Source organism: Nocardioides limicola, from assembly GCF_016827675.1.
Lineage (GTDB): Bacteria > Actinomycetota > Actinomycetes > Propionibacteriales > Nocardioidaceae > Nocardioides > Nocardioides limicola.
The window spans coordinates 137,307-163,230 of sequence record NZ_JAERJA010000004.1 but is presented as its reverse complement, the minus strand read 5'-3'; the positions used below and the strand labels follow the sequence as shown (position 1 = coordinate 163,230).

Sequence of the window (25,924 nt, the reverse complement as noted above, 5' to 3'; positions counted from 1 at the left end):
GGTGGTGCGAGCGCGATGCTCGCTCACCCCAGAGTCCTCACCCGGGCACCCTTGGACCATCCCGCATTTGAGGGGATCGCGGTGCCGGCTGCCGGGAAGGCAAAATCTCCCTCAACTGCGGGATACCGCGACATCGGTCATGCTTCGATGCTGGGACTATGACCGCACTGGTGGACTCCCTCGCCCTCCGTCGGGCGCGGGAGCGCGTCCGCGAGGCCTGCACCGAAGCGGCCACCACCGCCGAACTGCTGCAGAGCCTGCTCGAGGCGCTGCGTACGCCGTTGCGGATCGACGCGGCCTTCCTGGGCGCCACCGACCCGGAGACCACCGTCTTCTCGTCGGCAGCAGTGATCGAGAACATGCCCGAGACGATGTGCGCCCCCTGGATGGACAACGAGTTCCTCCAGCCCGACGTGAACAAGTTCATCGAGCTGCACCGGTCCGGCGAGCCGGCCACCACGCTGCATCGGGCCACCGGCAACCAGCCGACGCTCAGCCACCGGCATGTGCACATCAACTCGGCGATGGGGTTCGCCCCGGAGCTGCGCACCACGTTCTCGCTGGCCGGCTCCTGCTGGGGGGTGGCGCACCTGCTCCGCAGCGCCGAGTGTGCCGACTTCGATGACGCCGAGGTGCGGCTGATGGACGAGATCCGCGAGGACGTGGCCGATGCGCTGCGCCGGATCGTGTTGGCGGGGCCGGAGGTGGACGACGCGTTGTGCGCGCCCGGGGTGGTGACTCTGGACGCGCAGGGGCGGGTGGTGTCGATGACCGACTCGGCCATCGGCCTGCTGGCCGAGTTGCAGCACAGCCCGGTGCGGGTGGAGCACCACGGGGACCTGCCCGGGGAGGCGTTCATGGTCGCCACCGTGGCCCGAGCGCGAGCCCGTGACGTGCCCTATGGGGTGGTGCCGGCCGTCCCTGCGGTGAATGCCGCCGTCCGGGCGATGGCCTCGCCGGGCGCCTCGGTGCCGGCGGTGACCCGGCTTCGTGGCCGCTCGGGTCGCTGGCTGACCGTGCGGGGTGACTGCACCAGGACCGCTGATGGCGAGATCGCCGCTACGGTCTTGGTGATCGAGCCGTCCCGGCCCCACGAGATCATGCCGCTGGCGGTGGCGGCGTACGGCCTGACCGCGCGTGAGCAGGACGTGCTCACCGAACTGGCTGCGGGCCGGGCCACCGCCGAGATCGGCCGGCGCCTCTTCATCTCCGAGCACACGGTCCGCGACCACATCAAGGCGATCTTCACCAAGACCGGGGCCACCTCCCGGGGGGAGCTGCTGCACGCACTGTTCTTCTCGCACGCCTACCCGGTCACCGAGTTCCGCCACACCTGAGCGCCCGCCGGCCGCACGGGGGGCCGGCCGGGCGCTCGGGGTGTGAGGCTCAGAACGAGGTGACGCTGTACGGGGCGATGGCCAGGTCCGCCATCGCCGAGAGCGCGGCGACGGCGGCCGGCTCCCCGGCGATCCGTCCCGACCGTCGCAGGGCGGGCACCGAGGCGCCGCCGGCCGACAGCGTCGCCAGCGCCTCCACGCCCAGGGTCACGTCCGGCTCCCGGTCGGTGCGGCGCACCTCGGCGCGGCCGTTGCTCACTTCGACCTGCCACCGCCCGTCGGCGTAGCCGAGCTTGTCGGCGACGCCCAGCACCACGGCGCCGTCCGCGGCCCACTCCCTGGCCCCGAGCGCCGCCCGAACATCGAGGACCCGCACCCAGATGTGCTCCCACTGACCCTTCACCACGTAGGCGAAGGCATCGGCCAGCGCCCACCGCAGTGGATGGTCCACCGGCGCGCCGCCCCATTTGATCTTGTCGACGAGGTCGATCTCGGCGAGGAACCGCCACAGCGCGAGTTGGACGCCCGGTTCCGCTGCCACCAGGTCGTGCACGGTGAGCACGGTCTCCTCGTCCCCCCACTTGACCTCGTAGGTCACATGACCGGCGGGCGCTCCGTCCGGGCCGAGCCAGACAGCGGCGCGGAGCTGGTCGTTGCCGGCGGTCCAGCCCCGGCCGAGCTCGGCCGTCAGCATCGACCGGTACGCCGCCGGCCGGGCCACCGAGCCTCGGGTGCTGGCGTGGAAGTGATCGAAGGTCGCCTCGGCGGCCGGCCACAGTGCGGCCGGCTCGATCAACTCGGCTCGCCCGGCGGCCACCTCGGCGTCGTCGCGCAGTCGGAACTGCCCGGTTCGAGCGGACGCCACCTCGACCCGGTGCCTGAAGGTGGCCGGCGCGAACCCGTATCGGCCATAGATGGTCGCCTCGGAGACGGTCAGCGCCGCCACCGGGACGCCCTGCTCGACGGCGTCGGCCAGGTCCGCGGTCATCAGCCGGCTCAGCCAGCCCTGCCTGCGGTGTGCCGGGCTGACGGTGATGTCGGTGATCATCCGCAGCGGCACCAGCCCGTGGTCGCCCGGGCCGAGTCGCATCGTCTTGTCGAAGGAGAGGAAGGTGGCGATCGGCATCGGACCGGCGCCGTAACTGCCGCCGGTCAGCCAGCCGCCGCGCACCGTGGCCTCGTCGGCCTGCCATCCGCCCCGGATGATGGCGGCGACCTCGGGCTTGACCCGACTGTCGTGGAACCCGCGGGCCACGGCCTGGAGGAAGCCGTCGACGAACTCGTCCGGCTCGGCGTGGGTGATCGGGATGGTTCTCAGTTCGGCGCTCACCGATTCAACATAGAGGGCTGCCGGTAGGCGCGACGAACGGTTTTCGGCCGCGGGTCATCCCCGGCCGATCCCCGGCCGATCCCCGGTCAGTCCTCGCGGGCGCGCCGCTCCTCGAGCTTGGCGGCGGCCCGGTCGGCGCGGGCCTGGATCTTGCGCGCGAACTCCTCGCGGCGGCGGTCGAGCATCGTCAACGCGATCAACCCGGAGACGAGGAAGGCGGCAACCACCGCGAAGACGAGGTTGAACGACGACGGGTGGACCAGCAGCCACACCCCGGCGATCACCACGAAGGTGGTGAGCATCAGACCGAGCCGCAGGGCGCTGTAGATCGCGAACTCCTTCACCTCGCCAAGGGTACGAGACCCGGGTCCGGCAGCGGGCATTGGGGCGATGGCTTAGGCTGGAGGGGTGCTGAAGTTCGTCGTCGTAGTGGTGGTGATCGCCGTGGCGATCTATCTGCTGGTGCGCATGTCCGAGCGCGGGTCGTCAGGCGGCGGAGGCACCCGCCGACCACTGTTCCCCCGCGGGCCGAAGTCGCCGCAGCGGCCGATGGGCCCCGATGACGACCCGGAGTTCCTGCGCGACCTCAACGAGCGCACCTGGCGCCAGCGGCGACGTCAGTCGCCCGACGATCCGCCCGCCACCTGACGCTGTCCGCCTCACGCCTTCGGCGTGACGCCGTCCGCCTCACGCCCGGTCGACCAGCTCCACCACCGACGTGACCTCGGGCAGCGCGTAGGAGTGCTGGCTGGTGGTGGAGAAGAAGTTCACTCCGATGAAGCTCCACCACAGGGTGGCCAGGCCGATCAGTGCGATCCAGGCTGCTCGGCGGCCCTGCCAGCCAGCGGTGGTGCGGGCGTGCAGGTAGGCGGCGTAGACCACCCAGGTGATGAACGCCCACACCTCCTTGGGGTCCCAGCTCCAGTACGACGACCACGCCTGGTGCGCCCAGATGGGACCACTGATCAGCACCCCGAACGTCCAGATCGGGAAGGCGAACGCGTGCAGCCGGTAGGCCACCCGGTCCAGCACCGCCGGTTCGGGCACCCGGGCCAGGTAGCCGGAGTTGCGCGCACCGAGGCGCGACTTGATCAGGAAGAGCACCAGGATGATGCCGGCCAGGGAGAAGATCGCACTGGCCATCACCGCGGAGACCACGTGGATCACCAGCCACGGCGAGTTGAGCGCCTCGGTCAGCGGGGAGACGGGGTCGTAGAGCCAGATCACCGCGAGCATCAGGCAGGTGAGGGTGAAGCCGAGCATCAGCGGCGCCATCCAGTCCAGCCGGTAGCGGCGTCGCAACAGCAGGTAGAAGAGGACAACGAAGAAGGTGCCGGAGAGGGCGAACTCGTACATGTTGCTCCACGGCACCCGGGGCGGGTCCGCGGACATCCCCCGGCCCACCAGCGCGACCAGGTGCACCGCGCAGCCGAGACTGGTCAGCAGCAGACCGAGCCGACCGAACATCGCGGCCCGTTGCGGGGTCTCCTCCGGGACGGGGGCACCACCGGCCGGCACCGCGACCGGCACCTTGCGCAGGGCCGCCCACTCCACCGAATGGCTCACCAGGGCGAGGAAGTAGACCACCCCGCACACCGCGACCGCCTGGTCTCCCAGGATCTCCCACTCCATCACGTGGTCTCCTTCTCCTCGGGCCGCAGCAACGCGACGAGTGCGTCGAGTTCCTCGGTCACGTCGCCGCCGCTGGACCGGTCCAGGCCGGCCACCTCCACGACGGTGCTGTCATTCTCACGGCGTACCCGCACCCAGACGCGTCGCGGCCTGATGAACAGCGACATCATCAGCCCGAGCAGGGCCAGGCTGACCCCGCCGAGCGCCACGAACTTGCCCGGGGAGCGGCTGATCTGGATCCGGTTCCAGCGCTCGACCCCGTCGAAGCTGACGGTGCCGAGCCCGTTGGGCAGGTCGATCGAGTCACCCATCGCCAGGTCCACCCGGAACATCGACCCGTCCTCTGCCGTCACCTGGTCGACCCCGGCCTTGTCCAGCACATAGACGGACTGGGCGAGGCCGGTGTCCATGCCCAGGTCACCGGTCCAGACCAGCATCGAGATCACCGGGTTCAACATCTCCCCGAACGCCGAGAAGGGTCCGGTCTCCATGGTGAACGCGTAGGTGGGGTAGAACTCGCCCTCGAGCCCGATCTGGGCCGGGCTGGCGTCCGGCGCCTTCACCACCCCGATCGACCGGAAGTGCTGATCGGTGGGCAGGAAGACGGTGGGCCCGGAGTAGGCGACCTGCCCGTCACCGTCGGTGACGGTGATCACCGGGGCATAGCCGTGCCCGATCAGGAAGATCTCGGTGCCGCCGATGGCGAGCGGGTGGTTGACCTTGAGGTCGTAGCGGATCGGCTCCGCGTCGGGGTCGGTCCGGTACTCCAGGTCGGCGACGAACCCGCGAGCCTGGCCGGCCGCCGGGCCGGACCGGATCCACTCGGCCTGGAAGTCGTCGACGGTGAACGAGAACGGCTCCATCCAGTCGGTGTCGAAGAGGCTGCCGGGGGCGAAGTCGTCGTACTGGGTGAGGTTGTTCGCGAAGCCACCACCGACCAGCACGATCACGCCGGCTCGGTAGCCGAAGAGGTTGCCGGCGGCGAAGCCGGCCAGCACCACCAGGATCGCCAGGTGGAAGATGAGGTTGCCGACCTCGCGCATGTGCCCGCGCTCGGCCGCCACTTCGACGGCCTCGGCCTCGGCCGGGCTGGGGCGCACCCGGTAGCGCCGCTTCCGCAGCACCGCCGCCGCCTGCGCCTGGACCTCGCGCGGCTCCTGCGCGCAGGTGTACGACGTGTGGCCGGGCATCCGGGTGAGCAGTCGCGGCGCCGGGGGTGGCGGCGCCCCGAAGGCGCGGGCGTACTTCCACGTCCGCGGCACGATGCAGCCGACCAGCGAGATCACCAGCAGCAGATAGATCGCCGAGAACCACACCGAGTTGTAGACCGAGAACAGCCCCAGCCACTCATAGATCGGCGTCAGCCGTGGATGCTCGGCCTGCCACCGGGTGGTGGCCAGCGCGTCCACGTTGCGTTGCGGCACCACCGATCCGGGGATGGCGGCGACCGCGAGCAGGAAGAGCAGGATCAGCGCGGTCCGCATCGAAGTGAGCTGGCGCCACCACCAGCGGGCCAGTTCCAGGGCGTTCAGTTCGCCGGGGCGGCGTTCCTGACTCACAGGAGCACCTCGTTGTAGTCGGCGAGCCGGATCTGCATCCAGGTGACTGCGTGGTCCCACCAGCCGCTGACCAGCAGCAGGCCAACGATGATCAGCAGCACGCCGCCGGTGACGTTGAGGAGTCGCTGGTGCCGCCGGATCACGCCGATGGCTCCGAGCATCCGCCGGTAGGCGAGGCCGAGCAGGATGAACGGCAGCCCGATGCCGAGCGCGAAGACCCCGGACAGCAGCGCGCCGCGGGCGGCGGTGCCCTCGTTGATCGCGAGCGTGGAGATGACGCCCAGGGTGGGGCTGATGCAGGGGGTCCAGCCGACGCCGAACAGGAAGCCGAGCAGTGGCGCCGCGCCGACGCCGACGGCGGGCACCTTATGCACCCGCCAGTCGCGCTGCAGCAGCGGCAGGAAGCCGGCGAAGATCAGGCCGAGGACGATGGCGAGCAGACCGAGCACGATCGCCAACTCGCGCCGGTAGCTGATCAGCCAGGCCCCCAACGCCCCTGAGGCGGTGCCGATCAGCACGAAGACCACCGAGAAGCCGAGCACGAACAGCACCGACCCGGCCAGCATCCGGCCACGCCGGGCCCCGGACAGGTCACCGGTGGCCAGGTCCGCGCCGGAGAGCCCGGTGGCGTAGGAGAAGTACGCCGGCAGCAGCGGCAGCACGCACGGGGAGAAGAAGGCGACCAGCCCGGCGATCAGCGCGACCGGGATCGCCAGCACCAACGACCCTGAGCCGGCGGTGCTGGTGAACCACTCAACCATCCTGGCCCACCTCGTCGACGACGGTGTCGATCAACGCGTTCAGGGTGCCGATGCTGGGGAGCGGCCCGATGATGCTGGCGGCGACCCGCCCGGAGGCGTCCAGGACGACGGTGGAGGGGATCGAGTTCGGGGTCAACGTGCCCCGGAAGGCCAGCAGCGCCTCGCCGGTGGGCGAGAAGAAGCTCGGGTAGTCGATCCCGAAGCGGCGGTTGAAGCTCAGGCCGTTGGCTTCGGAGGGGTCGCGGATGTTGATGCCGACGAAGGCGACGTCGTCGCGGGCGTGCGCCAGTTCGGCGAGCTCGGGGGCCTCGGCGCGGCACGGCGGGCACCAGGACCCCCAGACGATGACGACCACGGGGGTGCCGCGCAGGTCCGCCACCGAGAGGGGTTCGCCGGCCAGGTCGACGCCGTCGAGCCGCACCGGGGTGCCCCGGTCGGCGACCGGCAACTCCCGGACCGTGCCGTCACCGGTGATGTAGCCCTTGTCGCCGGTCCCCTGCCCACCGCCGCAGCCGGTGAGGGCGAGCAGGGCGACGGTCAGCAGCGCAGCGATCCGTGCGGTCACGGCGCATCCGGGGAGTCGTTGCTCCCCGAGGAGAACGGGGCCGACCGGTCCGCGTCCGGGATCAGGTCGCCCGCAGGCTCGGAGTAGGTGACGTGGGTGAGCCCGTGGTCGTCGAAGTGCAGCGAGGTGAGTGAGCAGAGCGTGCATTCGCGTCGGCGGGGATCGTGCAGCACCGAGCGGCCCTCGGCGGAGAGGCGGGTCATCCAGATCGGCAGCTGGTGCGAGACCAGCACCGCCTCATGCCCGTGGGCGGCGGCGCGGGCGTCGAGGATCGCCGCCATCATCCGGGCCACCACCTGCTTGTAGGGCTCGCCCCAGGACGGTCGGAACGGGTTCCACAGATGCCGCCAGACGGCCGGGTTGCGCAGCACCCGGCCCGGGTGGGCGAACGAGGTCCCCTCGAACACGTTGGTGGACTCGATGATCCGCGGGTCCGGGTGGATCTCCAGCTCGCGCAACTGCGCGAGCGGGGCGGCGGTCTCCTGGGCGCGTTCCAGCGGCGAGGCGCGCAGGTGGACGACGTCTCGGTCGCCGAGGACCTTCGCCACCCGTTCGGCCATCGCCTGGCCTCGGGTGGACAGGTGGAAACCGTCCCGGCGGCCGTAGAGGACACCCTCGGGGTTGTGCACCTCGCCGTGCCGGAGCAGGTGGACGATCGTGGTGGCCATCTCAGTTCCCTCCCGCCGCGGCGGCTGCGGAGGCTGCCGCGGGCAGCGCGTCCAGCACCGTCTGCAGCGCTTCGTCGTCGTGGGCGGCGGAGAGGAACCAGGCCTCGAACGCCGACGGGGGCAGGTGCACCCCGCGGTCGAGCATCGCGTGGAAGAACGCCCCGAACGCGGCGACGTCCTGGGTCTGCGCGTCGTCGAAGTGGCGGACGGGCGCCGCGGTGAAGAAGATCGAGAACATGGTGCCGCTGCGTTGCACCCGGTGCGGGACGCCGGCTGCGGTGAGGGCGTCGATGGCGGCGGCGGTGAGGGTGTCCGCGGCAGCGTTGAGGCCGGCGTACACACTGTCGTCGGCGAGCCGCAGGGTGGCCAGCCCGGCGGTGGTGGCGATCGGGTTCCCGGCCAGGGTGCCGGCCTGGTAGACGGGGCCCTCGGGGGCCAGGTGGGCCATCACGTCGGCCCGTCCCCCGAAGGCGGCGGCCGGGAAGCCGCCTCCCATCACCTTGCCGAAGGTGATCAGGTCGGGCGTCCAGCCCTCCTGTTTGCCGTCCAGGCCCCATTGGCCCTCTCGGCTGGCCCGGAAGCCGGTCATCACCTCGTCGGAGATGAACAGTGCCCCGTGGGCGCGGCAGGTGTCGGCGAGGAACTGGTTGAAGCCCGGCTCGGGGGGGACGACCCCCATGTTGCCCGGAGCCGCCTCGGTGATCAGTGCGGCGATCTGCGGGCCGTGCTCGGCGAACGCCTGGGCGACGGCCGCCCGGTCGCCGTAGCGGAGCACGATCGTCTCGCCGGTGGCCGAGGCCGGCACCCCGGGTGTCCCCGGGACACCCAGCGTGGCCAGCCCGGAGCCGGCGGCGGCCAGCAGCGCGTCCACGTGACCGTGGTAGCAGCCGGCGAACTTCACCACCATGTCCCGGCCGGTGACGCCGCGCGCCAGCCGGATCGCGGACATGGTCGCCTCGGTGCCCGAGGAGACGAAGCGGACTCGCTCGATCGGCGTACGGGCGACGAGCTCCTCGGCCAGTTCGACCTCCGGCACCGTCGGGGTGCCGTACGACGTGCCCCGGGCCACCGCAGCGGTCACCGCGGCCACCACCTCGGGGTGGGCGTGGCCGAGCAGCATCGGTCCCCAGGAGCAGACCAGGTCGACGAGCCGGTTGCCGTCGGCGTCGGTGAGCCAGGCGCCTTGGGCGGAGGTGATGAAGCGTGGGGTGCCCCCGACCGCGGCGAACGCGCGCACCGGGGAGTTGACGCCACCGGGGGTGACGGCGCTGGCCCGGTCGAAGAGTGCGGCGGAGGCGGTGACAGTCACCGGCCCATTGTCACCCAGCCCCCAAGTCCGGCGGCGGTCAGGTCCGCAGGCTGGCAGAGGAGTTGAGAAATCCCGGTGATCTGCGTCATGGTCGGCGTGTCGGATCGTTCCGCTGGTGTCGCATCCTCACCACCGCGACCGTGGAACCTGTTCCACATAACGGACGCACAACAGTGAAAGTGGTCACGTAACTCACTGTGACCGCTATCGTTGGTCAAGTGTCTGTCGTGAGGGAGTGACAGGCACCAGCAATCGCGCAGGGCCCCGGGGGGTCAGGCCAGACAGGGAGAACTGCAGCAATGACCGCATCACGCTTCAGCCGCACACAGAAGGCCACGGCTCTTCTGCCGCTGGCCCTGCTCTCGACCGCGTGGACGGCGAGCCTCGCCGGCTTCGGCGCCATGGGCACGGTAGCGGCCGCCAGTGACTCGTCGTTGCTGCCTGACGGCACCTCGGTGCCCGGCGAGGCGATCCAGGCCCCGGCCAGCGTCACCGGCGACGGTGTGGTGGCTCCGAGTGTGCCCGCCGGCCAGGAGGCCAACGCGGTTCGCACCGCCTCCACCTCCGGCATCCCGTCTGTCGCTCTGGCCGCCTACCAGCGGGCCGAGGCGATCATCAACTCCGCCGACGAGGCGTGCAACCTGTCCTGGCACCTGCTCGCCGCGATCGGTCGCGTCGAGTCCGACCACGGTCGATTCGGCGGCAACTCGCTCGACGAGGACGGCGTGGCCCGCCCCGGCATCTACGGCATCGCGCTGGACGGCACCAACGGCACCCGGGCGATCCCGGACACCGACGCCGGTCAGTACGACAACGACACCGTCTGGGACCGAGCGGTCGGACCGATGCAGTTCATCCCGTCGACCTGGTCGGTCGTCGGCGTGGACGCCGACGGTGACGGCGTCCGTGACCCGCAGAACATCCACGACGCAGCCCTGGCTGCCGCGGTCTACCTGTGCTCCGGCACCGATGACCTGAGCACCGAGGCCGGGCAGCGCAGCGCGGTGTTCCGCTACAACCGCAGCACCCGCTACGTGGACCTGGTCCTGTCGATCGCCGAGGCGTACAAGCAGGGCAACTTCTCCTCGGTGCCGAACAGCACCACCTCGGCCGCGTTCTTCACCCCGGACCCGCAGTACGTCGGCCCGTCGGCCGGCAACAAGGGCAAGCTGTCCGCGAAGAACAAGGGTGGCAAGAACACCACCGCGGCGGCCCCCGCCAACCCGAACCCGACCCCGACCAGCGGCGCGAGCCCGGCACCGGGCGGCGGCACTGAGGGCGGCTCCACCGGTGGTAGCACGAGCCCGCTGCCGGGTACCGGCGGCAGCGGTGGCACCAAGACCGGTGGCACCCTGGGCAGTCTGGCTGAGAACCCGCAGGCCACGCTGGAGGAGATCGTGAAGGACCCGGTCAAGGTCGTGACGGACCTGGTCGAGGACATCACAACCCCGCTCACCCAGGCCGAGGCACTGGCCAAGTGCCTGGAGACCATCTCAGCCCTCCAGTTGGCCAAGCTTGAGAAGTGTGTCTCCGACCTTCTCGGCCTCAACTGATTCACAACCTGGACTCCAGCCGCTAGGCTGGTAACTCGTGATGGATCGAATCCCCCCGTATCGGTCCATCACGACCCCCTAAGGTGGCCGGATCGCTTCCCCCGTGGCGGTCCGGCCACCGCCTTATTCACCTGGCGGTCCCTCGTGAGCGGGCGTTCACCCGCGATTCCCGTGCATTGCGCACGCGCAGAGGCCCCACAACCAGCCAGAGTGCACGGGAATGGGCGTCAGTGGCGGCGCAGCAGGGCAGCGGCCTCGGCCGCCCAGTAGCTGAGCACGATCTGGGCGCCGGCTCGCCGGATCGAGGTGAGCGTCTCCAGGATCGCCGGCTCCCGGTCGATCCAGCCGGCAGCGGCCGCCGCCTCCAGCATCGCGTACTCGCCGGAGACGTTGTAGGCAGCCACCGGCACCGGCACCGCGTCAGCGACCCGGCGCACCACGTCGAGGTACCCCAGCGCCGGCTTCACCATCACCAGGTCGGCGCCCTGGTCGACGTCCAGGAGGGCCTCACGGACACCCTCGGAGCCGTTGGCGGGATCCTGCTGGTAGGTACGCCGGTCCCCCGTCAGTGAGGAGTCCACGGCCTCCCGGAAGGGGCCGTACCAGGCCGAGGCGTACTTCGCGGAGTAGGCCAGGATGGCCACGTCGATGGCGCCGGCGGCATCCAGGGCCTCCCGGATCACCGCGACCTGGCCGTCCATCATCCCGCTCGGGCCGACCACGTCGGCGCCGGCCGCTGCCTGGGCACGGGCCATCTCGGCATAAACGGCCAGGGTGGCGTCGTTGTCCACGTCGCCCTCGGCAGTGAGCAGCCCGCAGTGGCCGTGGTCGGTGAACTCGTCCAGGCACAGGTCCGCCATCACCGGCAGCGCGTCGCCGACCTCGGCGACGGCGTCGGCGATCGCGACATTGAGGATCCCGCCCGGGTCCAGTGCCCCGGAGCCGGTGGCGTCCTTGGCTGCGGGGATGCCGAAGAGCATCACCCCGCCCAGGCCCAGTTCGGCCGCCTCGACGACCGCGGCGCGCAGCGTGTCCCGGGTGTGCTGGACCACGCCGGGCATCGACCCGATCGGCACCGGCGCATCGATCCCCTCCCGGACGAACAGCGGCAGCACCAGGTGCGCGGGCGCCAGCGACGTCTCGGCGACGCTGCGTCGCAGCGACGGAGTACGCCGCAACCGCCGCGGCCGTTGCCGCGGTCCGGTCACCGGTTCGGGGGTCATCCGGGCCTCAGCGCGACGACGCCCGGCGGCGACCCGACGACTTGCGGTCCGAAGGCTTGGTGACCGGCTGGCCGGCGTCGAGCAGCGCCATCCTCCGGGAGGCACCGAAGTCGGCGAGCGCCTCGACGACGTCCTCCACGGACGGCTTCGCCGCCATCACGTCCACCCGGAGTCCGTGCTCCTCGCAGGTCTTGGCGGTGGCCGGTCCGATCACCGCGATCACCGTCGAGGGGTGCGGCTTGCCGGCGATGCCGACCAGGTTCCGCACCGTCGAGGACGAGGTGAACACCACGGCGTCGAACCTGCCGGTCTTGATCGCGTCCCGGGTCGGCGCCGGCGGCGGGGCCGCCCGGACGGTGCGGTAGGCGGTCACGTCGTCGCACTCCCAGCCCAGGTCGATCAGACCGGCGACCAGGTTCTCGGTGGCGATGTCGGCGCGCGGCAGGAAGACCCGGTTGATCGGGTCCAGCAGCTCGTCGTACGGCGGCCAGTCCTCCAGCAGCCCGGCGGCGGACTGCTCACCCGAGGGGACCAGGTCGGCACGAAGCCCCCAGTCCGCGATCGCGGCGGCGGTCTTCTCACCGACGGCGGCGATCTTCAGCCCGGAGAACGCGCGCGCGTCGAGGCCGTACTCCTCGAACTTCTCCCGGACCGCCTTGACGGCGTTCACCGAGGTGAAGGCGATCCACTCGTAGCGGCCCTCGACCAGACCACGGACGGCCTTGTCCATCTGCTGCGGGTTCCGCGGCGGCTCGACCGAGATGGTGGGCACCTCGTCGGGCACCGCGCCGTAGCTGCGCAGCCCGTCGGTGAGGCTGGCCGACTGCTCCTTGGTGCGCGGCACCAGCACCCGCCAGCCGAAGAGCGGCTTGGTCTCGAACCACGACAGGGTCTCGCGCAGGTCGACGACGTCGCCGATGACCACCACCGCGGGCGGCGCGATGCCGGCGGCGCGGGCGTCGACCCCGACCTCGGCCAGGGTGGAGATGACCGTGGACTGCTCGGTGGTGGTGCCGACCCGGGTGACCGCCACCGGGGTCTGCGGAGACCGGCCGGCGGCGAGCAGCTCCTCGGCGACCTCGTCGAGCTTGGAGACGGCCGAGAGCAGCACCAGGGTGCGCTTGTCGGCGTACTGACGCCAGTCCACCGCGTGCTCGCAGGTGACCACGGTGACCTCGCGGTGGCGCTTCGTGGTCAGCGGGATACCGGCATAGGCGGGCACCGCGGTGGCCGCGGAGACGCCGGGCACGATCTCGAAACCGAGGCCGGCCTTCGCGCACGCCTGCGCCTCCTCGGGGCCGGACGCGTAGAGGAACGGGTCCCCCACCATCAGCCGGACCACGTGCAGGTCCTTCTTGGCGTGCCTGACGACGACCTTGGCGCGGGCCGCGTGGGTCAGCGGCTGGCCGTCCTCACCGAACCCGCCGTCGACGATCAGCGGCGGCTCCTGCTCGGCCCGGACCAGGCGGACCAGGTCGGCGTGGTCGGGGACCTCGGTCACCACGACGTCGCAGGAGCGCAGCAACTCGGCGGCGCGCACGGTGAGCAGACCGGGGTCGCCCGGTCCAGCACCGACGAACGAGACCCAGCTTCGGGTGGAGTTCATGGTCATGCCAACTGCTTTCCATCTTGAGGGGTGATCAGACGTGCGGCGCCCTCGTCGAGCATGCCGCTCGCCAAGGACGCTCCGAGCCCGGCCGCATCGGCCGGTGATCCTGTCGCGGACCGACGGATGCTGACGGAGCCGTCGGGGGCACAGGCCACCGCTCGGATCCACACCTCGTCGGGGTCCTCCACGACTTCGGCCAGCGCGCCCACCGGGGTGGAGCAACCGGCCTCGAGAGTGGCCAGCAGAGCCCGCTCGCACTCCACCGCGGCTCGGGTGGGAGCGTGGTCGAGGGCGGCGAGCACAGCGAGTACGTCGGTATCGGCGCTGCGGCACTCCACTGCCAACGCTCCCTGGCCGGGGGCGGGCAGCATCTGCAGCGGGTCCAGGGTCTCGGTGACCCGGTCCAGGAGCCCGAGGCGGGCCAACCCGGCCCGCGCCAGCACCACGGCGTCGAGTTCACCGTCGCTGACCTTGGCCAGCCGAGTGTCGACGTTGCCGCGTAGGTCCACGATCTGCAGTCCCAGCCCGAGTGCCGCCAACTGGGCCGCTCGGCGGGGTGATCCGGTGCCGACCCGACTGCCCGCGGGCAACTCGCCCAGGGTGAGGCCGTCCCGGGCGACGATCACGTCGCGGGGGTCCTCACGCACCGGCATCGCGGCGAGGGTGATGCCCTCGGCCGGGGCGGTGGGCAGGTCCTTGGCCGAGTGCACCGCCAGGTCCACGTCACCGGCCAGCAAGGCCTCGCGGAGCGCGCTCACGAAGATCCCGGTGCCGCCGAGGGTGTCGGCCATCGTGGCCAGCGTCGTGCTGCGGTCCCGATCGCCGGCGGTACTGACGGTGACGATCTCCACCTGGTGCCCCAGGGCGCGGATCATCTCGGCCACCGTCGCGGACTGGGTGGTGGCCAGTTTGCTCGCCCGGGTGCCGAGCCGAAGGGTGCTCATGGCATCTCCGGTCGGGTCACGGCGTCGACCGCGTCGGGGTCGAGGGCGAAGAGTTCGGCGAGCGCGGCGGCGTAGGAGACGGCACCGGACTCGTTGGCCAGCTCCTTGACCCGCACGGTGGGCTGGTGCAGCAGCTTGTCCGCCACCCGCTGGATGGCCTGGAGCACCTCGTCCCGGGTCGCACCGTCCAACTCCGGGATCCGGGCGTCCAGGCGGGCGATCTCGGCGTCGACGACCTCGGTGGCCATCGAGCGCAGCGCGACCACGGTGGGGGTGACGCTCGCCTGCCGGCGGGCGGAGAGGAAGGCGGCCACCTCCTGGCCGACGATGCCGCGTACGCCGTCGACCTCACGGCCGGCGTCGGAGTCCTTGAGCTCGTCGGCGAGCCTGCTGAGGCCGACCAGGGTCACGCCGGGCAGGTCGGCCACGGCCGGTTCGACGTCGTGGGGCAGGGCCAGGTCGATGATGGCCAGCGGCCGCTGGTCCGGACGAGCCGCGGCCAGTCGCTCGGCGCTGATCACGGTGCCGGTGGCGCCCGTGCAGGAGATGACGATGTCGGCGACGGCCAGTTCGGCGTCCAGGTCGGCGAGGCGCACGGCCCGCGCGTCGTACTCGCCGGCGAGTCGTTCGGCACGTTCCACCGAGCGGTTCACCACGGCGACGTCGGCGGCGCCGCGGCGGCTCACCGTGGCAGTGGCCAGGCCGGCCATCGCGCCGGCGCCGACGACCACCACCCGGTTGCCGGCCACGTCACCGACCGCCGGGAACGCGCGCTCCAGGCCGGCGCTGACCAGTGAGGGAGCGGTGCGGTCGATGTCGGTCTCCGCGCGGGACCGCTTGCCGACCCGCAGCGCCTGCTGGAAGAGGACGTTGAGGGCCGGTCCGACGGCGCCCATCTCCTGACCCAGCCGCAGTGCCTCCCGGGTCTGGCCGAGGATCTGGCCCTCGCCCACCACCATCGAGTCGAGGCCGGCAGCGACGTGGAAGAGGTGCGAGACGGCGCCGTCGTCGTAGTGCACGTAGAGGTGCGGCAGCAGCTTCTCCACCGGCTCCCCGGACCGCTCACAGAGCAGCCGGGAGAGCTCCTCGATGCTGCCGTGGAAGCGCTCGACGTCGGCGTAGACCTCGAGCCGGTTGCAGGTGGCGATCACCGTCGATTCGGTGACGTGGGTGCAGCCGAGCACGTCGGTGACCAACTTGCGCACGCCTTCACCGTCCAGCGCCAACTGCTCCAGCAGCGCCACCGGTGCGGACCGGTGCGAGACCCCGACGACCAGGACACTCATGCCGACGCCCCTTCCGCTTCGGTGGCCCGACGCTGCTGGTGGTAGGCCAGGATCTGCAGTTCGATGGCCAGGTCCACCTTCCGCACCGCGACGTGGTCGGGTACGGCGAGCACGGCGGGTGCGAAGTTCAAGATGCTGGTCACGCCGACGGCGACCAGCCGGTCGGCGACGTTCTGGGCGGCGTCGGCGGGCACCGCGATCACGCCGATGGCCAGGTCCACCCGCTCGGCGATACTGCTCAGCTCCCGGAACGGGCGCACCTCGAGGCCGGCCACCTGGCGGCCGTGCAGCTCCGGTGCGTCATCGAGCAGGGCCACCACCCGGAAGCCGCGGGAGCGGAACCCGGAGTAGTTGGCGAGCGCCTGGCCCAGGTTGCCGATGCCGACCACGACGACCGGCCAGTCCTGGGTGAGCCCGATCTCCCGGCCGATCTGGTACCGCAGGTAGGCGACGTCGTAGCCGACCCCCCGCGTGCCGTACGAGCCCAGGTAGGAGAGGTCCTTGCGGAGTTTGGCGCTGCCCACGCCGGCGGCTGCGGCCAACGCTTCGCTCGAGCAGGTCTCGGTGCCCTGCTCGGCCAGCGTCGTGAGCGCGCGCAGGTATACCGGGAGCCGGGCGACCGTGGCCTCCGGGATGCCGGTCGGCGTCGAGTGGGTCACTGCAGTTCTTTCTCCGGTTGGCGGCCGGTGCGGGGGGTTCTGATCACCCCGGGGAGGCACCGGCAGCGCAGTTCACTTTATGAGTTTGTGAACGAGAGAACAAACTGGCGCGAACGGCCGCGAGAGGGTATGGCAGGCCGCCAGGCCCGCGCCGGGCGGGGCTCTCAGCCGGTCAGCGCCTTCCGGAGCCGCGTCTCGTCGACCCGCCAGAAGTCATGGCGACGCCCATCCACCGCAGTCACCGGCACATCGTCGCCGTAGTCGTAGCAGAGCGCGGGGTCGGAATCGACGTCGATCTCCTCGAAGGACTCCCCCAGGTCGGCACAGACCCGGGCCACCACCTCGCGGGCCTGGTCACACAGGTGACACCCTGCTCGCGTGTAGAAAGTCACCCGGGCGGCCATGAGAACAGCCTAGCGGCCGACGGATCCGCCCCGCGGTCCGAACCCGGGTGGCCATCCACGTCTCGGGCTCGCGACACCGGAGCCCGTGAACGACTAGGGTTGCCCCCGTGAGCCGCTCCGACAAGCGCAAGCCGGTCAATCTCAAGCAGCGCTCGGCGCTGGCCGGCGAAGCCGCCGCGGCCATCGCCGAGGTGGAGCACGCACTGTCCACCCCCGCCGATCCAACGGCCGCCGCCTTCTTCGACGTGGACAACACGGTGATGCAGGGAGCGAGCATCTTCCACCTCGCCCGAGGACTGCACCGCCGCAAGTTCTTCACCACCCGCGACATCCTCGGGGCCGCCTACAAGCAGGCCTACTTCCGAGTCGTGGGCGTCGAGGATCCTGATCATCTGGAGGAGGCCCGCAACTCGGCCCTCGGCTTCATCGCCGGACACACGGTGACCGAGTTGGAGGAGCTCGGCGAGGAGATCTTCGACGAAGCGATGGCCCACCGGATCTGGCCGGGCACCCGGGCTCTGGCGCAACTGCATCTGGACGCGGGTCAGCGGGTCTGGCTGGTCACCGCCGCCCCGATCGAGATCGCGGCGATCATCGCCCGCCGACTGGGTCTGACCGGGGCGATGGGCACCGTCTCCGAGCACGTCGACGGCGTCTACACCGGCAAGCTGGTCGGTGACATGTTGCACGGACCGGCCAAGGCCGAGGCGGTCAAGGCCATCGCCGCCCGGGAGGGTCTGGACCTGAGCCGCTGCTCGGCGTACTCCGACTCCGTCAACGACCTGCCGATGCTGTCCCTGGTCGGCGACCCGGTGGCGATCAACCCCGACGCCAAGCTTCGGGAGCACGCCAAGGCCAACGGCTGGCGGATCCGGGACTACCGGACCGGGCGCAAGGCGGCCAGGGTCGGACTGCTCGCCGGCGCCACCCTGGGCGCGGTCTCGGGGAGCGTGGCAGCAGGGTTGGCGATGCGTCGCCGGCGCGGCTGAAAGCCCGGATCTGGCGGTTTCGGTTCCCAACACCGCCGACTTGCCCTAGCCTGTAGGTCAGGCCAGGGGAGGGCCGGTGGAGGGAACTACCGTGATGCATGCACAACGCGCCCGCGTCGAGCGGGGACTCGCGGAGTTGCGTCATGCCCTGATGGAGGTCCTGGGCCCCACCCCGAACACTCTCGTCCCGGCGCTGGCCTGCAGTGCGCCACTGGTGCGGCAGCCCCGGCGAGTCACGGGCCTGCTGCTCAGCGAGGCCGCGGTCTCCGGCCCGGACCGGGCACCCTCCGATGCCGACCAGGCCACCTCGTCGGAGGACAGCCCCGAGGAGCGGCAGCGCCTGATCGCGCTGGTCGAGCTCGCCCGCAGCGGCGACAAGGAGGCCTTCGGGCTGCTGTACGACCACTACCACGTGTCGGTGTACCGGTTCCTCTTCTACCGGACCCGCTCGGTGACGCTGGCCGAGGACCTCACCGCGGAGACGTTCTTCCGCGCACTCCGCTCGATGGACCGCTTCAAGTGGCAGGGCCGCGACTTCGGCGCCTGGTTGATGACCATCGCCCGGAACCTGACCACCGATCACTTCAAGGCCGGCCGTACCCGGCTGGAGCAGACCACCGAGGACATGGGGGCCCACGACTCCACGACCGAGTCGCCGGAGTCGACGGTGCTGGCCACGCTCACCAACGAGGCGCTGATGGGAGCCCTCAAGAAGCTGCCCACCGAACAGCAGGAATGCATCGTGATGCGGTTCCTGCAGGGGATGAGCATCGCCGAGACCGCGCAGGCTCTGGGGCGCAGCGACGGGGCCGTGAAGCAGTTGCAGTTGCGCGGCGTACGGAACCTGGCCAAGTTGATGCCGGAAGGCTGGCGAGGGCTATGAGTCCCACGATCGTGAGGACCATGGTCCACGTAACCCCGGCCCTCGCTGGGTCGTTGAACAGTGTGAACCTGTGGCAGACGCCACATGGACCGACAGGGTGGTCACGATGAGTCCGGTGAGGCCGACACGGCGGCGCGCGGAGGAGTTCGCGCGCCTCGTTGACGCGCCCGCGTCCCGGCTCACCGACTCCGAGTACGCCGACCTGATCCGCTTCGTGGGTGAGTTGCGCAGCGTGCCGACCCCGACGCCGGACCCGGCGTTCGTCGGCCAACTGCGCAGCGACCTGCTCGAGGTGGCCGACAACGCACTGCGAAGCCATTCGCCGACGGCGATGGAACAGAAGCTCAGCCTGCCCCGCAACACTCCCTCCCTGCGGCCGCAGGTGCGATTGGCGGTCGGTGCCGGTGCACTGGCGCTGATTGGCGCTTCGACCTCCATGGCGGTGGCTTCGCAGTCGGCACTCCCCGGCGACGCCCTGTACCCGATCAAGCGGGCGATGGAGAGTGCCCAGGCGGGGGTCGCGTTGAGCGACACCGGCAAGGGCACCCAGTACCTGTCCGCAGCCAGTTCCCGCCTCGACGAGGTCGAATCCCTCGCCCAGCAGCGCGACGCGAAGATTCCCGCCATCGACGCCACGTTGGCCTCCTTCGACGACCAGGCACTCACCGGCGGCGACCTCCTGCTCACCAGTGAAGGGGCCGGCGTTGCCGACGCCCAGGCGGTGCGTGACTTCGCGGCCGCCAGCATGCAGCGCCTCGGCCAGCTGTCGGTGATGGTGCCCTCCAGCAACACCGACAGCCTGCTCAACTCCGCACGGGTGGTGGCCGATCTCGACGAGCGCGCCGCCACAGCCTGCCCGGCCTGCACCGGCGGGGTCACCGAGATCCCGCAACTGCTGTTGCTGCTGGCCGGTCAGAGCCCCACCGACACGCTCACCCCTCCCGGCGTACTGGTCGCGGTGCCGATCCTGCCGTCCACTCCGGGTGAGGTCGAACTGCCTGACCTGAGCGCCCCCATCACCGAGCCGGCCAGCCCCACCGAGGTCGACCCCGAGGCGGTGGTCGAGGCCGAGGCACCCGTGGCCGAGACGCCCAAGGCGCCCGGCAAGGTCCGCACCCGCCTTGACAAGGTGCTGGACCGCCTCGACGGGGATGACCCCGACGCCACCAGCGTGTCCGACGTGCTCGCCCCGATCGTGGACCCGGTGGCCGACCTGCTCGACGGGACGATCAACATCGTCGGCAACACCGTCGGCGGCCTGCTCGGCGACTGACCCGCCGCAACCCGGTTCGGCTCCGAGCAGTCCAGGATCAGCGGGCGAAGACGCCTTGACGGTCCATCAGCAGTTGATAGAGCGACTGCTGGATGCTCTCGCGCACCTGGTCGGTGATGTTGAAGACCAGCATCGGGTCGTCGGCGGCACCCTCATCGAGCTCGTCGGTCCGGATCGGCTCACCGAACTCCAGGATCCACTTCGACGGCAACGGCACCAGCCCGAGCGGGCCCAGCGCCGGGAAGAACGGGGTGATCGGGATGTAGGGCACCCCGAGCAGCCGCGCCAACGCCGGGATGTTGCCGACCAGCGGATAGATCTCCTCGGCACCCACCACCGACAGCGGGATGATCGGTACGCCGGTCCGGATCGCCGCAGAGACGAAGCCGCCCCGGCCGAAGCGCTGCAGCTTGTAGCGATCGGCGAACGGCTTGCCGATGCCCTTGAAGCCTTCCGGCCAGACGGCCACCAGTTCGCCCCCGCGCAGCATCCGCTCGGCGTCCTCGTTGCAGGCCAGGGTGGCGCCGCCCTTGCGGGCCAGGCTGCTCACCACCGGAAGCCGGAGCACCAGGTCCGCGGCCAGCGGCCGCAGCGGGCGGCCGACCCGGTCGTGCATGGTGACCATGGTCATCAGGCCGTCGACCGGGATGGTGCCGGAGTGGTTCGAGACCACCAGCGCTCCCCCGGTCTCGGGGACGTTCTCGGTGCCGCGCACCTCGATCCGGAACCACTTGTTCGCGATCGGTCGGAGCACGGCCATGAAGAACCGCTCCGTGACCTCGGCGTCGAAGCCGTACTCGTCGACCGTGTAGTCACCGGTGACGCGGCGGCGCAGGAAGGCCAGGAACTGGGCCAGCCGGGGCTCCCAGTTCTCCCCGAAGGTCTCGACCGCCGCCTGCTGGAAGGCGGTCATCCACTCCCCGGCCGGGATGCCGGCGAGCGGGTGCCGCTCCTTGGCGGAGGTGGCGCTGGTGCCGAACGGCGACTCGGCGACCTCGTCGGGCACCACCGGGTCCGGCGTCTCCGGCTCCGGCATCGACTCGGGTTCGCGCTGCTTGGGCGGCTTCGGCTCGACCGCCTTCTTCGCCGCCGAACGGGCGCCCCCGGCAAGGTTGCGGGCGGCGTTGGAAGGCTTGCCCTTCCCGGTGCCGCGGCCCGGTCGGCCACGGGTGCCGATCGGAATGATCTCTGCGTCGTTCATCGAGTCCTCCCCGTCTCGCCGACCACGCTGAGCTGGCCTCGGCGGGCCTGGGACCCGGCACCCTCCAGGGTGCGCTCGAGTCGCTCGATCGCCTGAGCGCGCAGATGCGTGCCGGCAGGCATGTTGGAGCTGAAGTCGGTGAAGGCGGTGTCGGTGGTGTACTGCGGCTGGAAGCCGAACTCCTCGCGCATCCGGGTGGTGTCCACCCCACGTCCGAAGGTCAGGAACCCCAACTGCTCCGGCGAGAAGTCGGCGATCCGGGTCTGCCGGATCAGCGAGCCGAACCCGCTGACCGCGAAGCTGGGCATGGGCACCGTGGGCCGACCAAGTCGGCGCAGCGCCTGGGAGAGCATCAGGATGCCGTCCCCGGCGATGTTGAAGGTGCCTTCGGCGTCGGTGAAGACCGCGTGGCGCAGCGCGCCGAGGAGATCGTCGGCGTGCAGGAACTGCAACCGCGGATCGAAGCCCAGCGCGGTGGGGATCACCGGCATCCGGAAGTACGAAGCGACCGGGCTCTGTACGTCGGGTCCGATCACGTTCGCGCAGCGCAGCGTGACCACCCGGGTGTCCGGGCGCCGACGCGCGAAGCCACGCACGTAGCCCTCGACCTCGGCGGCGTCCTTGGCATAGCCGGTGCGCGGCTGCCGCTTGGGACCCATCTCCTCGGTGAACATGGCCGGGTCGCGGCTGGAGGCGCCGTACACGGTGGTGGTCGACTTCACCACCAGGTGCTTGACCAGCTCCGCCTTCTGGCAGGCAGCGAGCAACTGCATCGTGCCGATGACGTTGAGGTCCTTCATCGTCGACCGGCCGCCGGCCGAGCCGGGGGTGGCGATGACGCTCATGTGGACGACGGTGTCGACGTCCTCCTTGGCGAGCACCTTCGCGATGACCGGTGTCCGGATGTCGGCGCGGATGAAGGAGACGTCGCCGATGTCGCCGCGGGGCGGCACCACGTCGACGCCGATGACCCGATCCACGGAGGGATCGGCGGCGATGGTGCGCGCGAACTTGCGACCGAGGTCTCGAGAGACCCCGGTGACGAGAACGACCCTGCGTCCCATCGCTGAGGCCAAGCCTTTACTTGCCGAGCTTGCGACGCTGAACGCGAGTCTTCTTGAGCAGCTTGCGGTGCTTCTTCTTCGACATCCGCTTACGGCGCTTCTTGACGACTGAACCCACGGAACAACCTTTCGGAGACCGCCCAGGGCGGCCAAGTGCGGTGTTTCACCGCCGGGAAGAACTCCCGGCGTCGCCGCACAGCCTACCGGGTGAGGGCCGAATCCCCCGCGTCGGCGGGGGATTCCGGACAGTTCCGGCAGCAGTCGGGTGGGGCCAGCGCTCAGCCGGCGTCGTAGAAGCTCTTGCGAAGGTAGGCGTTCACGTCGTCCTCGGTGACCCGGAAGGATCGGCCGACGCGCAGCGCGGGCAGTTCACCGTTGTGGACCAGTCGGTAGACGGTCATCTTGGAGACGCGCATCATCTCGGCCACTTCAGCGACCGTCAGGAACTTGGCACCGGAGACATCGCCCGAATTGGCTGTCATGTGCACACCGCTCTCTTGTCATTGCGCCTCAGCCCGCCCCGCGGCGGTTGCGCTGGTGTACGTGAGAATAGAGCCTGATGTGACTGGTGGGGAAGGGTTTGCGAGAAGTTTTTCCTGAGCAGCACGGCGTGTCGAGTTGCTCGAGAGGCGGCATGGGTCACGGCCAGGGGTCCAGGCCATGCATCGGGAAGACCGCCGATCGGGTCGCGTGCACGGCCCGGTCGAGCCAGGTGTCGGGGTCGAACCCCTCCCGCCAGTCCCGGTAGGCCGGCGTCCGCCCGTCCGTCATCCGCATCGGCGCCACCCGACCCATCCGGGTGCGCACATGCTCCCGCCAGTCCTGCGGGACCGCCGTACCCGGGTCGATCGCACCGCCGCCGACGATCGCCAGCAGGTGCGTCCACGCGCGCGGCACCACGTCGACCAGTGCGTAGCCGCCACCCCCGGTGACCACCCACTTCCCGCCGCAGACCTCGTGGGCCAACTCATGCAGGGCCTGGTACGCCGCCCGCTGCCCGTCGATGGTGAGCATCAGGTGGGCGAGCGGGTCGTCCAGGTGTGAATCGCAGCCGTGCTGGGTGACCAGCACCTGCGGCTCGAACCCCCGCACCAGCGGCGGCACCACCGCATGGAAGGCCCGCAACCACCCGGCGTCCGAGGTGCCCGGCGGCAGTGCCACGTTGACCGCCGTCCCCTGGGCGTCCGGTCCGCCCAGGTCCTCGGGGAAGCCGGTGCCGGGGAAGAGCATCTGGCCGGTCTCGTGCAGCGAGATGGTGAGCACCCGGGGGTCGTCCCAGAAGATCCGCTCCACCCCGTCACCGTGGTGCACGTCGACATCGACGTAGGCGACCCGCTCCACCCCCTGGTCGAGGAGCCACCGGATGCCGACCGCGATGTCGTTGTAGACACAGAAGCCGGAGGCCCGATCCGGCATCGCGTGGTGCAGTCCCCCGGTGATGTTCACCGCGTGCAGAGCGCTGCCGCTGCCGACCCTTCGGAACGCCTCCAAGGAGGCGCCGACGACGTGCGCGGCGGCCAGATGCATGCCGTCGAAGACCGGGTTGTCCTCGCTGCCCAGGCCGCGGCCGAGGTCGGCGCCGCCACGGCGGCCCAGGCGCTCCACGCTCTCGATCAGGGCGCCGTCGTGCACGGTGGCGATCTCGTCCAGGCTCGCCATCGGTGCCGGGACCAGTTCGAGGCCCCCCGGACCAGTGACACCGAGAGCGGCGGCGAGCCGCATCGTCAGGTCGATCCGGACCGGGGCCATCGGATGTTGGGGGCCGAAGTCGTACTCGGTCAGCGAGGAGTCGAAGACACCCACCGCATGCTGGTGACACTCCCTCTCGACGTCGCTCACAGGCCGCTCACAGACCCTCGGCGAGTTCCCTGGACCGGTTCCGGGCCGCTTCCATGGCCGCCAGGAAGGCGGCACGCACCTTGTGCACCTCGAGTTCACGCAGGGCCGCTGCGGTGGTGCCGCCCGGCGAGGTGACCTGCTCGCGCAGCACCGCCGGATGGGTGCCGGTCTCGCGGAGCATCTTGGCCGACCCGACCAGCGTCTGCACCACCAGTTCCGACGCGGTGGCCCGCGGCAGCCCCAGGTGGACACCGGCCTCGATCATCGACTCCACGACGAAGAAGAGGTACGCCGGCCCGGAGCCGCTGATCGCGGTCACCGCGTCCTGCTGCTGCTCGGGCACCCGGAGCACGTGACCGGTCGAGCTGAGCAGCGCCTCGGCCTCCGCCAGATGCGCCTCGTCACAGTGTGAGCCCGGCGAGATGGCCGCCATCCCCTCGTCGACCAGCGCCGGGGTGTTCGGCATCACCCGGACCACCGCGACCCCCTCGGGCACCCGGGCCTCGATGAACCCGGTGGTGATCCCGGCCGCCAGGCTGACCAGCAGTTGGCCCGGGCGCAGCCCACCGGCGATCTCGTCGAGGACGGCCGCCATGTCCTGGGGTTTGACGACCAGGGCGACGGTGTCCGCCTTGGCGGCGGCCTCGACGTTGCCGACCACCTCCACGCCATAGCGCTCGACCAGTTCGGCGGCGCGTTCGGCCCGCTTCTCGCCGACCATCAGGTGGTCGACCCGGCGCCCGGCCCGGATCAACCCGGAGAGCAGGGTCTCCCCCATCACTCCGGCGCCGATGATCGCGGTCAGGCCGGCCGGCTCGTGGGCGGTGCTGCTCATCTGGTCCTCGCTGGTGTCGATGGTGGTCATCGGTGCGACACCAAGGACCGGGCCAGGAGAGCGAGGTTCTGCGGGCGCTCCGCCAGCCGGCGCATCAGGTAGCCGTACCACTGCTCACCGTAGGGCAGGTACACCCGCATCGTCTCACCCGTTTCAGCCAGCCGCCGCTGCTCGTCCGTGCGGACGCCGTGCAGCATCTGGAACTCGTACTCCCCCGGGCGGAGTCCGTAGCGGTCCACCAGCACTTCGCAGATGCCGAGGATCGTCGGGTCGTGACTGGCGATCATCGGGGTGGCGCCGCCCTCGAGCAGGATCCGCAGGCAGCGGAGGAACGCCCGGTCGACATCCACCCGACGCCGGTGCGCGATCGCCGCGGGTGCGTCGTACGCGCCCTTGCAGAGCCGCACCCGGGACCCCGGCATGGCCAGTGCCCGGCAGTCCCGCTCGGTGCGCAGCAGTTGCGACTGCACGGCGACCCCGGTGGCCGGGAAGTCCTGGCGCAACTCCCGGACGAGATCGAGGGTGGCCTCGGTGGTGGTGTGGTCCTCCATGTCGACGGTGACGGTGGTGCCGGCGTTGTGGGCGGCGCGACAGATCCGGCGGGCGTGTTCGAGGGCGACCCGGGGGCCGGTGCCGTCGCGGAGCCCGAGGCCGAGGGCGGAGAGCTTCACCGAAACCTCGACGTCCCGGGTCAGGTCGCGGGCCCGGATCCGGTCCAGCAGGGTCAGGTACTCCAGGCTCGCCGCCTCCGCCGCCGACCGGTCCCGGGTGTCCTCACCGAGCACGTCGACGGTCACCGCCATCCCCGCCTCGACCAGCCCGGCAGCCACCTCGAGGGCGTCCGCGACGTCGGCCCCCGCGACGTACCTCCCGACCAGGCCCGGCACCGACTCGACCAGCCCGCGGGCCGCCTCGCTGCGCGCCGCCGCGAGCAGGGGGCGACAAAGCAGGGGCATGAGGCTCAGGCTAGCCGGGGCCCCCGCGGCGTGCCCCCCGGTTCG

The 25,924-nt window shown here is 70.9% G+C and carries 27 protein-coding genes; 6 read left to right on the top strand and 21 right to left on the bottom strand.

Features of this window, described 5'->3' with window-relative positions; genetic code table 11:
- Positions 1-158: 158 nt before the first annotated feature.
- A complete protein-coding gene (locus JKG67_RS10265; protein ID WP_203337208.1) occupies positions 159-1,337 on the top strand; it encodes a helix-turn-helix transcriptional regulator in 1,179 nt (392 codons plus the stop codon).
- Between the two features lie 49 nt (positions 1,338-1,386).
- Here the strand turns inward: JKG67_RS10265 and JKG67_RS10260 are convergent, their stop codons facing one another.
- The gene (locus JKG67_RS10260; RefSeq protein ID WP_203337207.1) at positions 1,387-2,667 is read right to left on the bottom strand and encodes a GNAT family N-acetyltransferase; all 1,281 of its coding nucleotides are present in this window, start codon (positions 2,665-2,667) and stop codon (positions 1,387-1,389) included.
- Between the two features lie 86 nt (positions 2,668-2,753).
- Positions 2,754-3,011, bottom strand: coding sequence for a DUF4229 domain-containing protein (locus tag JKG67_RS10255; protein WP_203337206.1), 258 nt, complete (start codon positions 3,009-3,011; stop codon positions 2,754-2,756).
- Between the two features lie 64 nt (positions 3,012-3,075).
- Here JKG67_RS10255 and JKG67_RS10250 point away from each other — a divergent pair, with 64 nt between their 5' ends.
- A complete protein-coding gene (locus JKG67_RS10250; RefSeq protein WP_203337205.1) occupies positions 3,076-3,315 on the top strand; it encodes a hypothetical protein in 240 nt (79 codons plus the stop codon).
- A gap of 39 nt (positions 3,316-3,354) precedes the next feature.
- On the opposite strand, the gene ccsB is transcribed toward JKG67_RS10250, so the two are convergent.
- The 6 genes from ccsB to hemL are packed head-to-tail and all read right to left on the bottom strand — an operon-like array spanning position 3,355 to position 9,161.
- Positions 3,355-4,299: a c-type cytochrome biogenesis protein CcsB gene (ccsB, locus tag JKG67_RS10245; RefSeq protein ID WP_203337204.1), complete on the bottom strand. Its 945-nt coding sequence runs from the start codon at positions 4,297-4,299 to the stop codon at positions 3,355-3,357.
- Entirely contained in the window at positions 4,299-5,858 is a 1,560-nt protein-coding gene (gene resB / locus JKG67_RS10240; RefSeq protein ID WP_307816509.1) for a cytochrome c biogenesis protein ResB, read from the bottom strand. Before resB ends, ccsB begins: the two co-directional genes overlap by 1 nt.
- Positions 5,855-6,619, bottom strand: a complete 765-nt coding sequence (locus JKG67_RS10235; protein WP_203337203.1) for a cytochrome c biogenesis CcdA family protein — start codon at positions 6,617-6,619, stop codon at positions 5,855-5,857. Before JKG67_RS10235 ends, resB begins: the two co-directional genes overlap by 4 nt.
- Positions 6,612-7,184: a TlpA family protein disulfide reductase gene (locus tag JKG67_RS10230; RefSeq protein WP_203337202.1), complete on the bottom strand. Its 573-nt coding sequence runs from the start codon at positions 7,182-7,184 to the stop codon at positions 6,612-6,614. Before JKG67_RS10230 ends, JKG67_RS10235 begins: the two co-directional genes overlap by 8 nt.
- On the bottom strand, positions 7,181-7,852 hold the full coding sequence (locus tag JKG67_RS10225) for a histidine phosphatase family protein (RefSeq protein ID WP_203337201.1): 672 nt from the start codon (positions 7,850-7,852) through the stop codon (positions 7,181-7,183). The genes JKG67_RS10230 and JKG67_RS10225 overlap by 4 nt, the downstream gene beginning before the upstream one ends.
- A gap of 1 nt (position 7,853) precedes the next feature.
- Positions 7,854-9,161, bottom strand: a complete 1,308-nt coding sequence (gene hemL / locus JKG67_RS10220; RefSeq protein WP_307816508.1) for a glutamate-1-semialdehyde 2,1-aminomutase — start codon at positions 9,159-9,161, stop codon at positions 7,854-7,856.
- A 299-nt stretch (positions 9,162-9,460) separates the two neighbouring features.
- On the opposite strand from hemL, the gene JKG67_RS18880 reads away from it, so the two are divergent.
- Positions 9,461-10,714 carry a lytic transglycosylase domain-containing protein gene (locus JKG67_RS18880; RefSeq protein ID WP_203337200.1) on the top strand — a complete coding sequence of 418 codons (1,254 nt, stop codon included), beginning with the start codon at positions 9,461-9,463 and terminating at the stop codon, positions 10,712-10,714.
- A 227-nt stretch (positions 10,715-10,941) separates the two neighbouring features.
- Here the strand turns inward: JKG67_RS18880 and hemB are convergent, their stop codons facing one another.
- The 6 genes from hemB to JKG67_RS10185 form a co-directional block, all read right to left on the bottom strand.
- Positions 10,942-11,937: a porphobilinogen synthase gene (gene hemB / locus JKG67_RS10210; RefSeq protein ID WP_203337199.1), complete on the bottom strand. Its 996-nt coding sequence runs from the start codon at positions 11,935-11,937 to the stop codon at positions 10,942-10,944.
- 7 nt (positions 11,938-11,944) lie between these two features.
- Positions 11,945-13,549, bottom strand: coding sequence for a bifunctional uroporphyrinogen-III C-methyltransferase/uroporphyrinogen-III synthase (locus JKG67_RS10205; protein ID WP_203337198.1), 1,605 nt, complete (start codon positions 13,547-13,549; stop codon positions 11,945-11,947).
- Positions 13,546-14,490, bottom strand: a complete 945-nt coding sequence (gene hemC, locus JKG67_RS10200) for a hydroxymethylbilane synthase (protein WP_203337197.1) — start codon at positions 14,488-14,490, stop codon at positions 13,546-13,548. Before hemC ends, JKG67_RS10205 begins: the two co-directional genes overlap by 4 nt.
- Positions 14,487-15,776, bottom strand: coding sequence for a glutamyl-tRNA reductase (locus tag JKG67_RS10195; protein ID WP_203337196.1), 1,290 nt, complete (start codon positions 15,774-15,776; stop codon positions 14,487-14,489). The genes hemC and JKG67_RS10195 overlap by 4 nt, the downstream gene beginning before the upstream one ends.
- Positions 15,773-16,435: a redox-sensing transcriptional repressor Rex gene (locus tag JKG67_RS10190; protein ID WP_203337195.1), complete on the bottom strand. Its 663-nt coding sequence runs from the start codon at positions 16,433-16,435 to the stop codon at positions 15,773-15,775. Before JKG67_RS10190 ends, JKG67_RS10195 begins: the two co-directional genes overlap by 4 nt.
- A 164-nt stretch (positions 16,436-16,599) precedes the next feature.
- Entirely contained in the window at positions 16,600-16,839 is a 240-nt protein-coding gene (locus JKG67_RS10185) for a glutaredoxin family protein (RefSeq protein WP_203337194.1), read from the bottom strand.
- 107 nt (positions 16,840-16,946) lie between these two features.
- Between JKG67_RS10185 and JKG67_RS10180 the strand changes: the two genes are divergently transcribed.
- The 3 genes from JKG67_RS10180 to JKG67_RS10170 all read left to right on the top strand — a co-directional run bounded on the left by JKG67_RS10180 (position 16,947) and on the right by JKG67_RS10170 (position 19,984).
- On the top strand, positions 16,947-17,828 hold the full coding sequence (locus JKG67_RS10180) for an HAD family hydrolase (RefSeq protein ID WP_203337193.1): 882 nt from the start codon (positions 16,947-16,949) through the stop codon (positions 17,826-17,828).
- Between the two features lie 76 nt (positions 17,829-17,904).
- On the top strand, positions 17,905-18,711 hold the full coding sequence (locus JKG67_RS10175) for a sigma-70 family RNA polymerase sigma factor (RefSeq protein ID WP_307816507.1): 807 nt from the start codon (positions 17,905-17,907) through the stop codon (positions 18,709-18,711).
- A gap of 115 nt (positions 18,712-18,826) precedes the next feature.
- Positions 18,827-19,984 carry a DUF5667 domain-containing protein gene (locus tag JKG67_RS10170; RefSeq protein WP_203337192.1) on the top strand — a complete coding sequence of 386 codons (1,158 nt, stop codon included), beginning with the start codon at positions 18,827-18,829 and terminating at the stop codon, positions 19,982-19,984.
- Between the two features lie 37 nt (positions 19,985-20,021).
- On the opposite strand, the gene JKG67_RS10165 is transcribed toward JKG67_RS10170, so the two are convergent.
- The 7 genes from JKG67_RS10165 to JKG67_RS10135 all read right to left on the bottom strand — a co-directional run bounded on the left by JKG67_RS10165 (position 20,022) and on the right by JKG67_RS10135 (position 25,879).
- Positions 20,022-21,185, bottom strand: coding sequence for a lysophospholipid acyltransferase family protein (locus JKG67_RS10165; protein WP_203337191.1), 1,164 nt, complete (start codon positions 21,183-21,185; stop codon positions 20,022-20,024).
- The gene (locus JKG67_RS10160) at positions 21,182-22,249 is read right to left on the bottom strand and encodes an NAD-dependent epimerase/dehydratase family protein (protein ID WP_203337190.1); all 1,068 of its coding nucleotides are present in this window, start codon (positions 22,247-22,249) and stop codon (positions 21,182-21,184) included. Before JKG67_RS10160 ends, JKG67_RS10165 begins: the two co-directional genes overlap by 4 nt.
- 16 nt (positions 22,250-22,265) lie before the next feature.
- The gene (locus tag JKG67_RS10155) at positions 22,266-22,367 is read right to left on the bottom strand and encodes a 30S ribosomal protein bS22 (RefSeq protein WP_203337189.1); all 102 of its coding nucleotides are present in this window, start codon (positions 22,365-22,367) and stop codon (positions 22,266-22,268) included.
- 160 nt (positions 22,368-22,527) lie between these two features.
- The gene (locus JKG67_RS10150; RefSeq protein ID WP_203337188.1) at positions 22,528-22,731 is read right to left on the bottom strand and encodes a helix-turn-helix domain-containing protein; all 204 of its coding nucleotides are present in this window, start codon (positions 22,729-22,731) and stop codon (positions 22,528-22,530) included.
- 157 nt (positions 22,732-22,888) lie between these two features.
- Positions 22,889-24,088 carry an acetoin utilization protein AcuC gene (locus JKG67_RS10145; RefSeq protein WP_307816506.1) on the bottom strand — a complete coding sequence of 400 codons (1,200 nt, stop codon included), beginning with the start codon at positions 24,086-24,088 and terminating at the stop codon, positions 22,889-22,891.
- 7 nt (positions 24,089-24,095) lie between these two features.
- Positions 24,096-24,923 (bottom strand): pyrroline-5-carboxylate reductase, encoded by an 828-nt coding sequence (gene proC / locus JKG67_RS10140; protein ID WP_203337390.1) that lies wholly within the window; start codon positions 24,921-24,923, stop codon positions 24,096-24,098.
- Positions 24,924-24,949: 26 nt separating this feature from the next.
- A complete protein-coding gene (locus tag JKG67_RS10135; RefSeq protein WP_238998255.1) occupies positions 24,950-25,879 on the bottom strand; it encodes a proline dehydrogenase family protein in 930 nt (309 codons plus the stop codon).
- Positions 25,880-25,924: the final 45 nt, after the last annotated feature.

Bases quoted from the DNA above. Each gene is read 5' to 3' on its own strand.
- hemC (WP_203337197.1), bottom strand. From the start codon at position 14,490: ATGAGCACCCTTCGGCTCGGCACCCGGGCGAGCAAACTGGCCACCACC.
- JKG67_RS10225 (WP_203337201.1), bottom strand. From the start codon at position 7,852: ATGGCCACCACGATCGTCCACCTGCTCCGGCACGGCGAGGTGCACAAC.
- JKG67_RS10205 (WP_203337198.1), bottom strand. From the start codon at position 13,549: ATGACCATGAACTCCACCCGAAGCTGGGTCTCGTTCGTCGGTGCTGGA.
- JKG67_RS10195 (WP_203337196.1), bottom strand. From the start codon at position 15,776: ATGAGTGTCCTGGTCGTCGGGGTCTCGCACCGGTCCGCACCGGTGGCG.
- hemB (WP_203337199.1), bottom strand. From the start codon at position 11,937: ATGACCCCCGAACCGGTGACCGGACCGCGGCAACGGCCGCGGCGGTTG.
- ccsB (WP_203337204.1), bottom strand. From the start codon at position 4,299: ATGGAGTGGGAGATCCTGGGAGACCAGGCGGTCGCGGTGTGCGGGGTG.
- JKG67_RS10165 (WP_203337191.1), bottom strand. From the start codon at position 21,185: ATGAACGACGCAGAGATCATTCCGATCGGCACCCGTGGCCGACCGGGC.
- JKG67_RS10265 (WP_203337208.1), top strand. From the start codon at position 159: ATGACCGCACTGGTGGACTCCCTCGCCCTCCGTCGGGCGCGGGAGCGC.
- JKG67_RS10135 (WP_238998255.1), bottom strand. From the start codon at position 25,879: ATGCCCCTGCTTTGTCGCCCCCTGCTCGCGGCGGCGCGCAGCGAGGCG.
- JKG67_RS18880 (WP_203337200.1), top strand. From the start codon at position 9,461: ATGACCGCATCACGCTTCAGCCGCACACAGAAGGCCACGGCTCTTCTG.
- JKG67_RS10150 (WP_203337188.1), bottom strand. From the start codon at position 22,731: ATGACAGCCAATTCGGGCGATGTCTCCGGTGCCAAGTTCCTGACGGTC.
- proC (WP_203337390.1), bottom strand. From the start codon at position 24,923: ATGAGCAGCACCGCCCACGAGCCGGCCGGCCTGACCGCGATCATCGGC.
- JKG67_RS10235 (WP_203337203.1), bottom strand. From the start codon at position 6,619: ATGGTTGAGTGGTTCACCAGCACCGCCGGCTCAGGGTCGTTGGTGCTG.
- JKG67_RS10185 (WP_203337194.1), bottom strand. From the start codon at position 16,839: ATGGCCGCCCGGGTGACTTTCTACACGCGAGCAGGGTGTCACCTGTGT.
- JKG67_RS10160 (WP_203337190.1), bottom strand. From the start codon at position 22,249: ATGGGACGCAGGGTCGTTCTCGTCACCGGGGTCTCTCGAGACCTCGGT.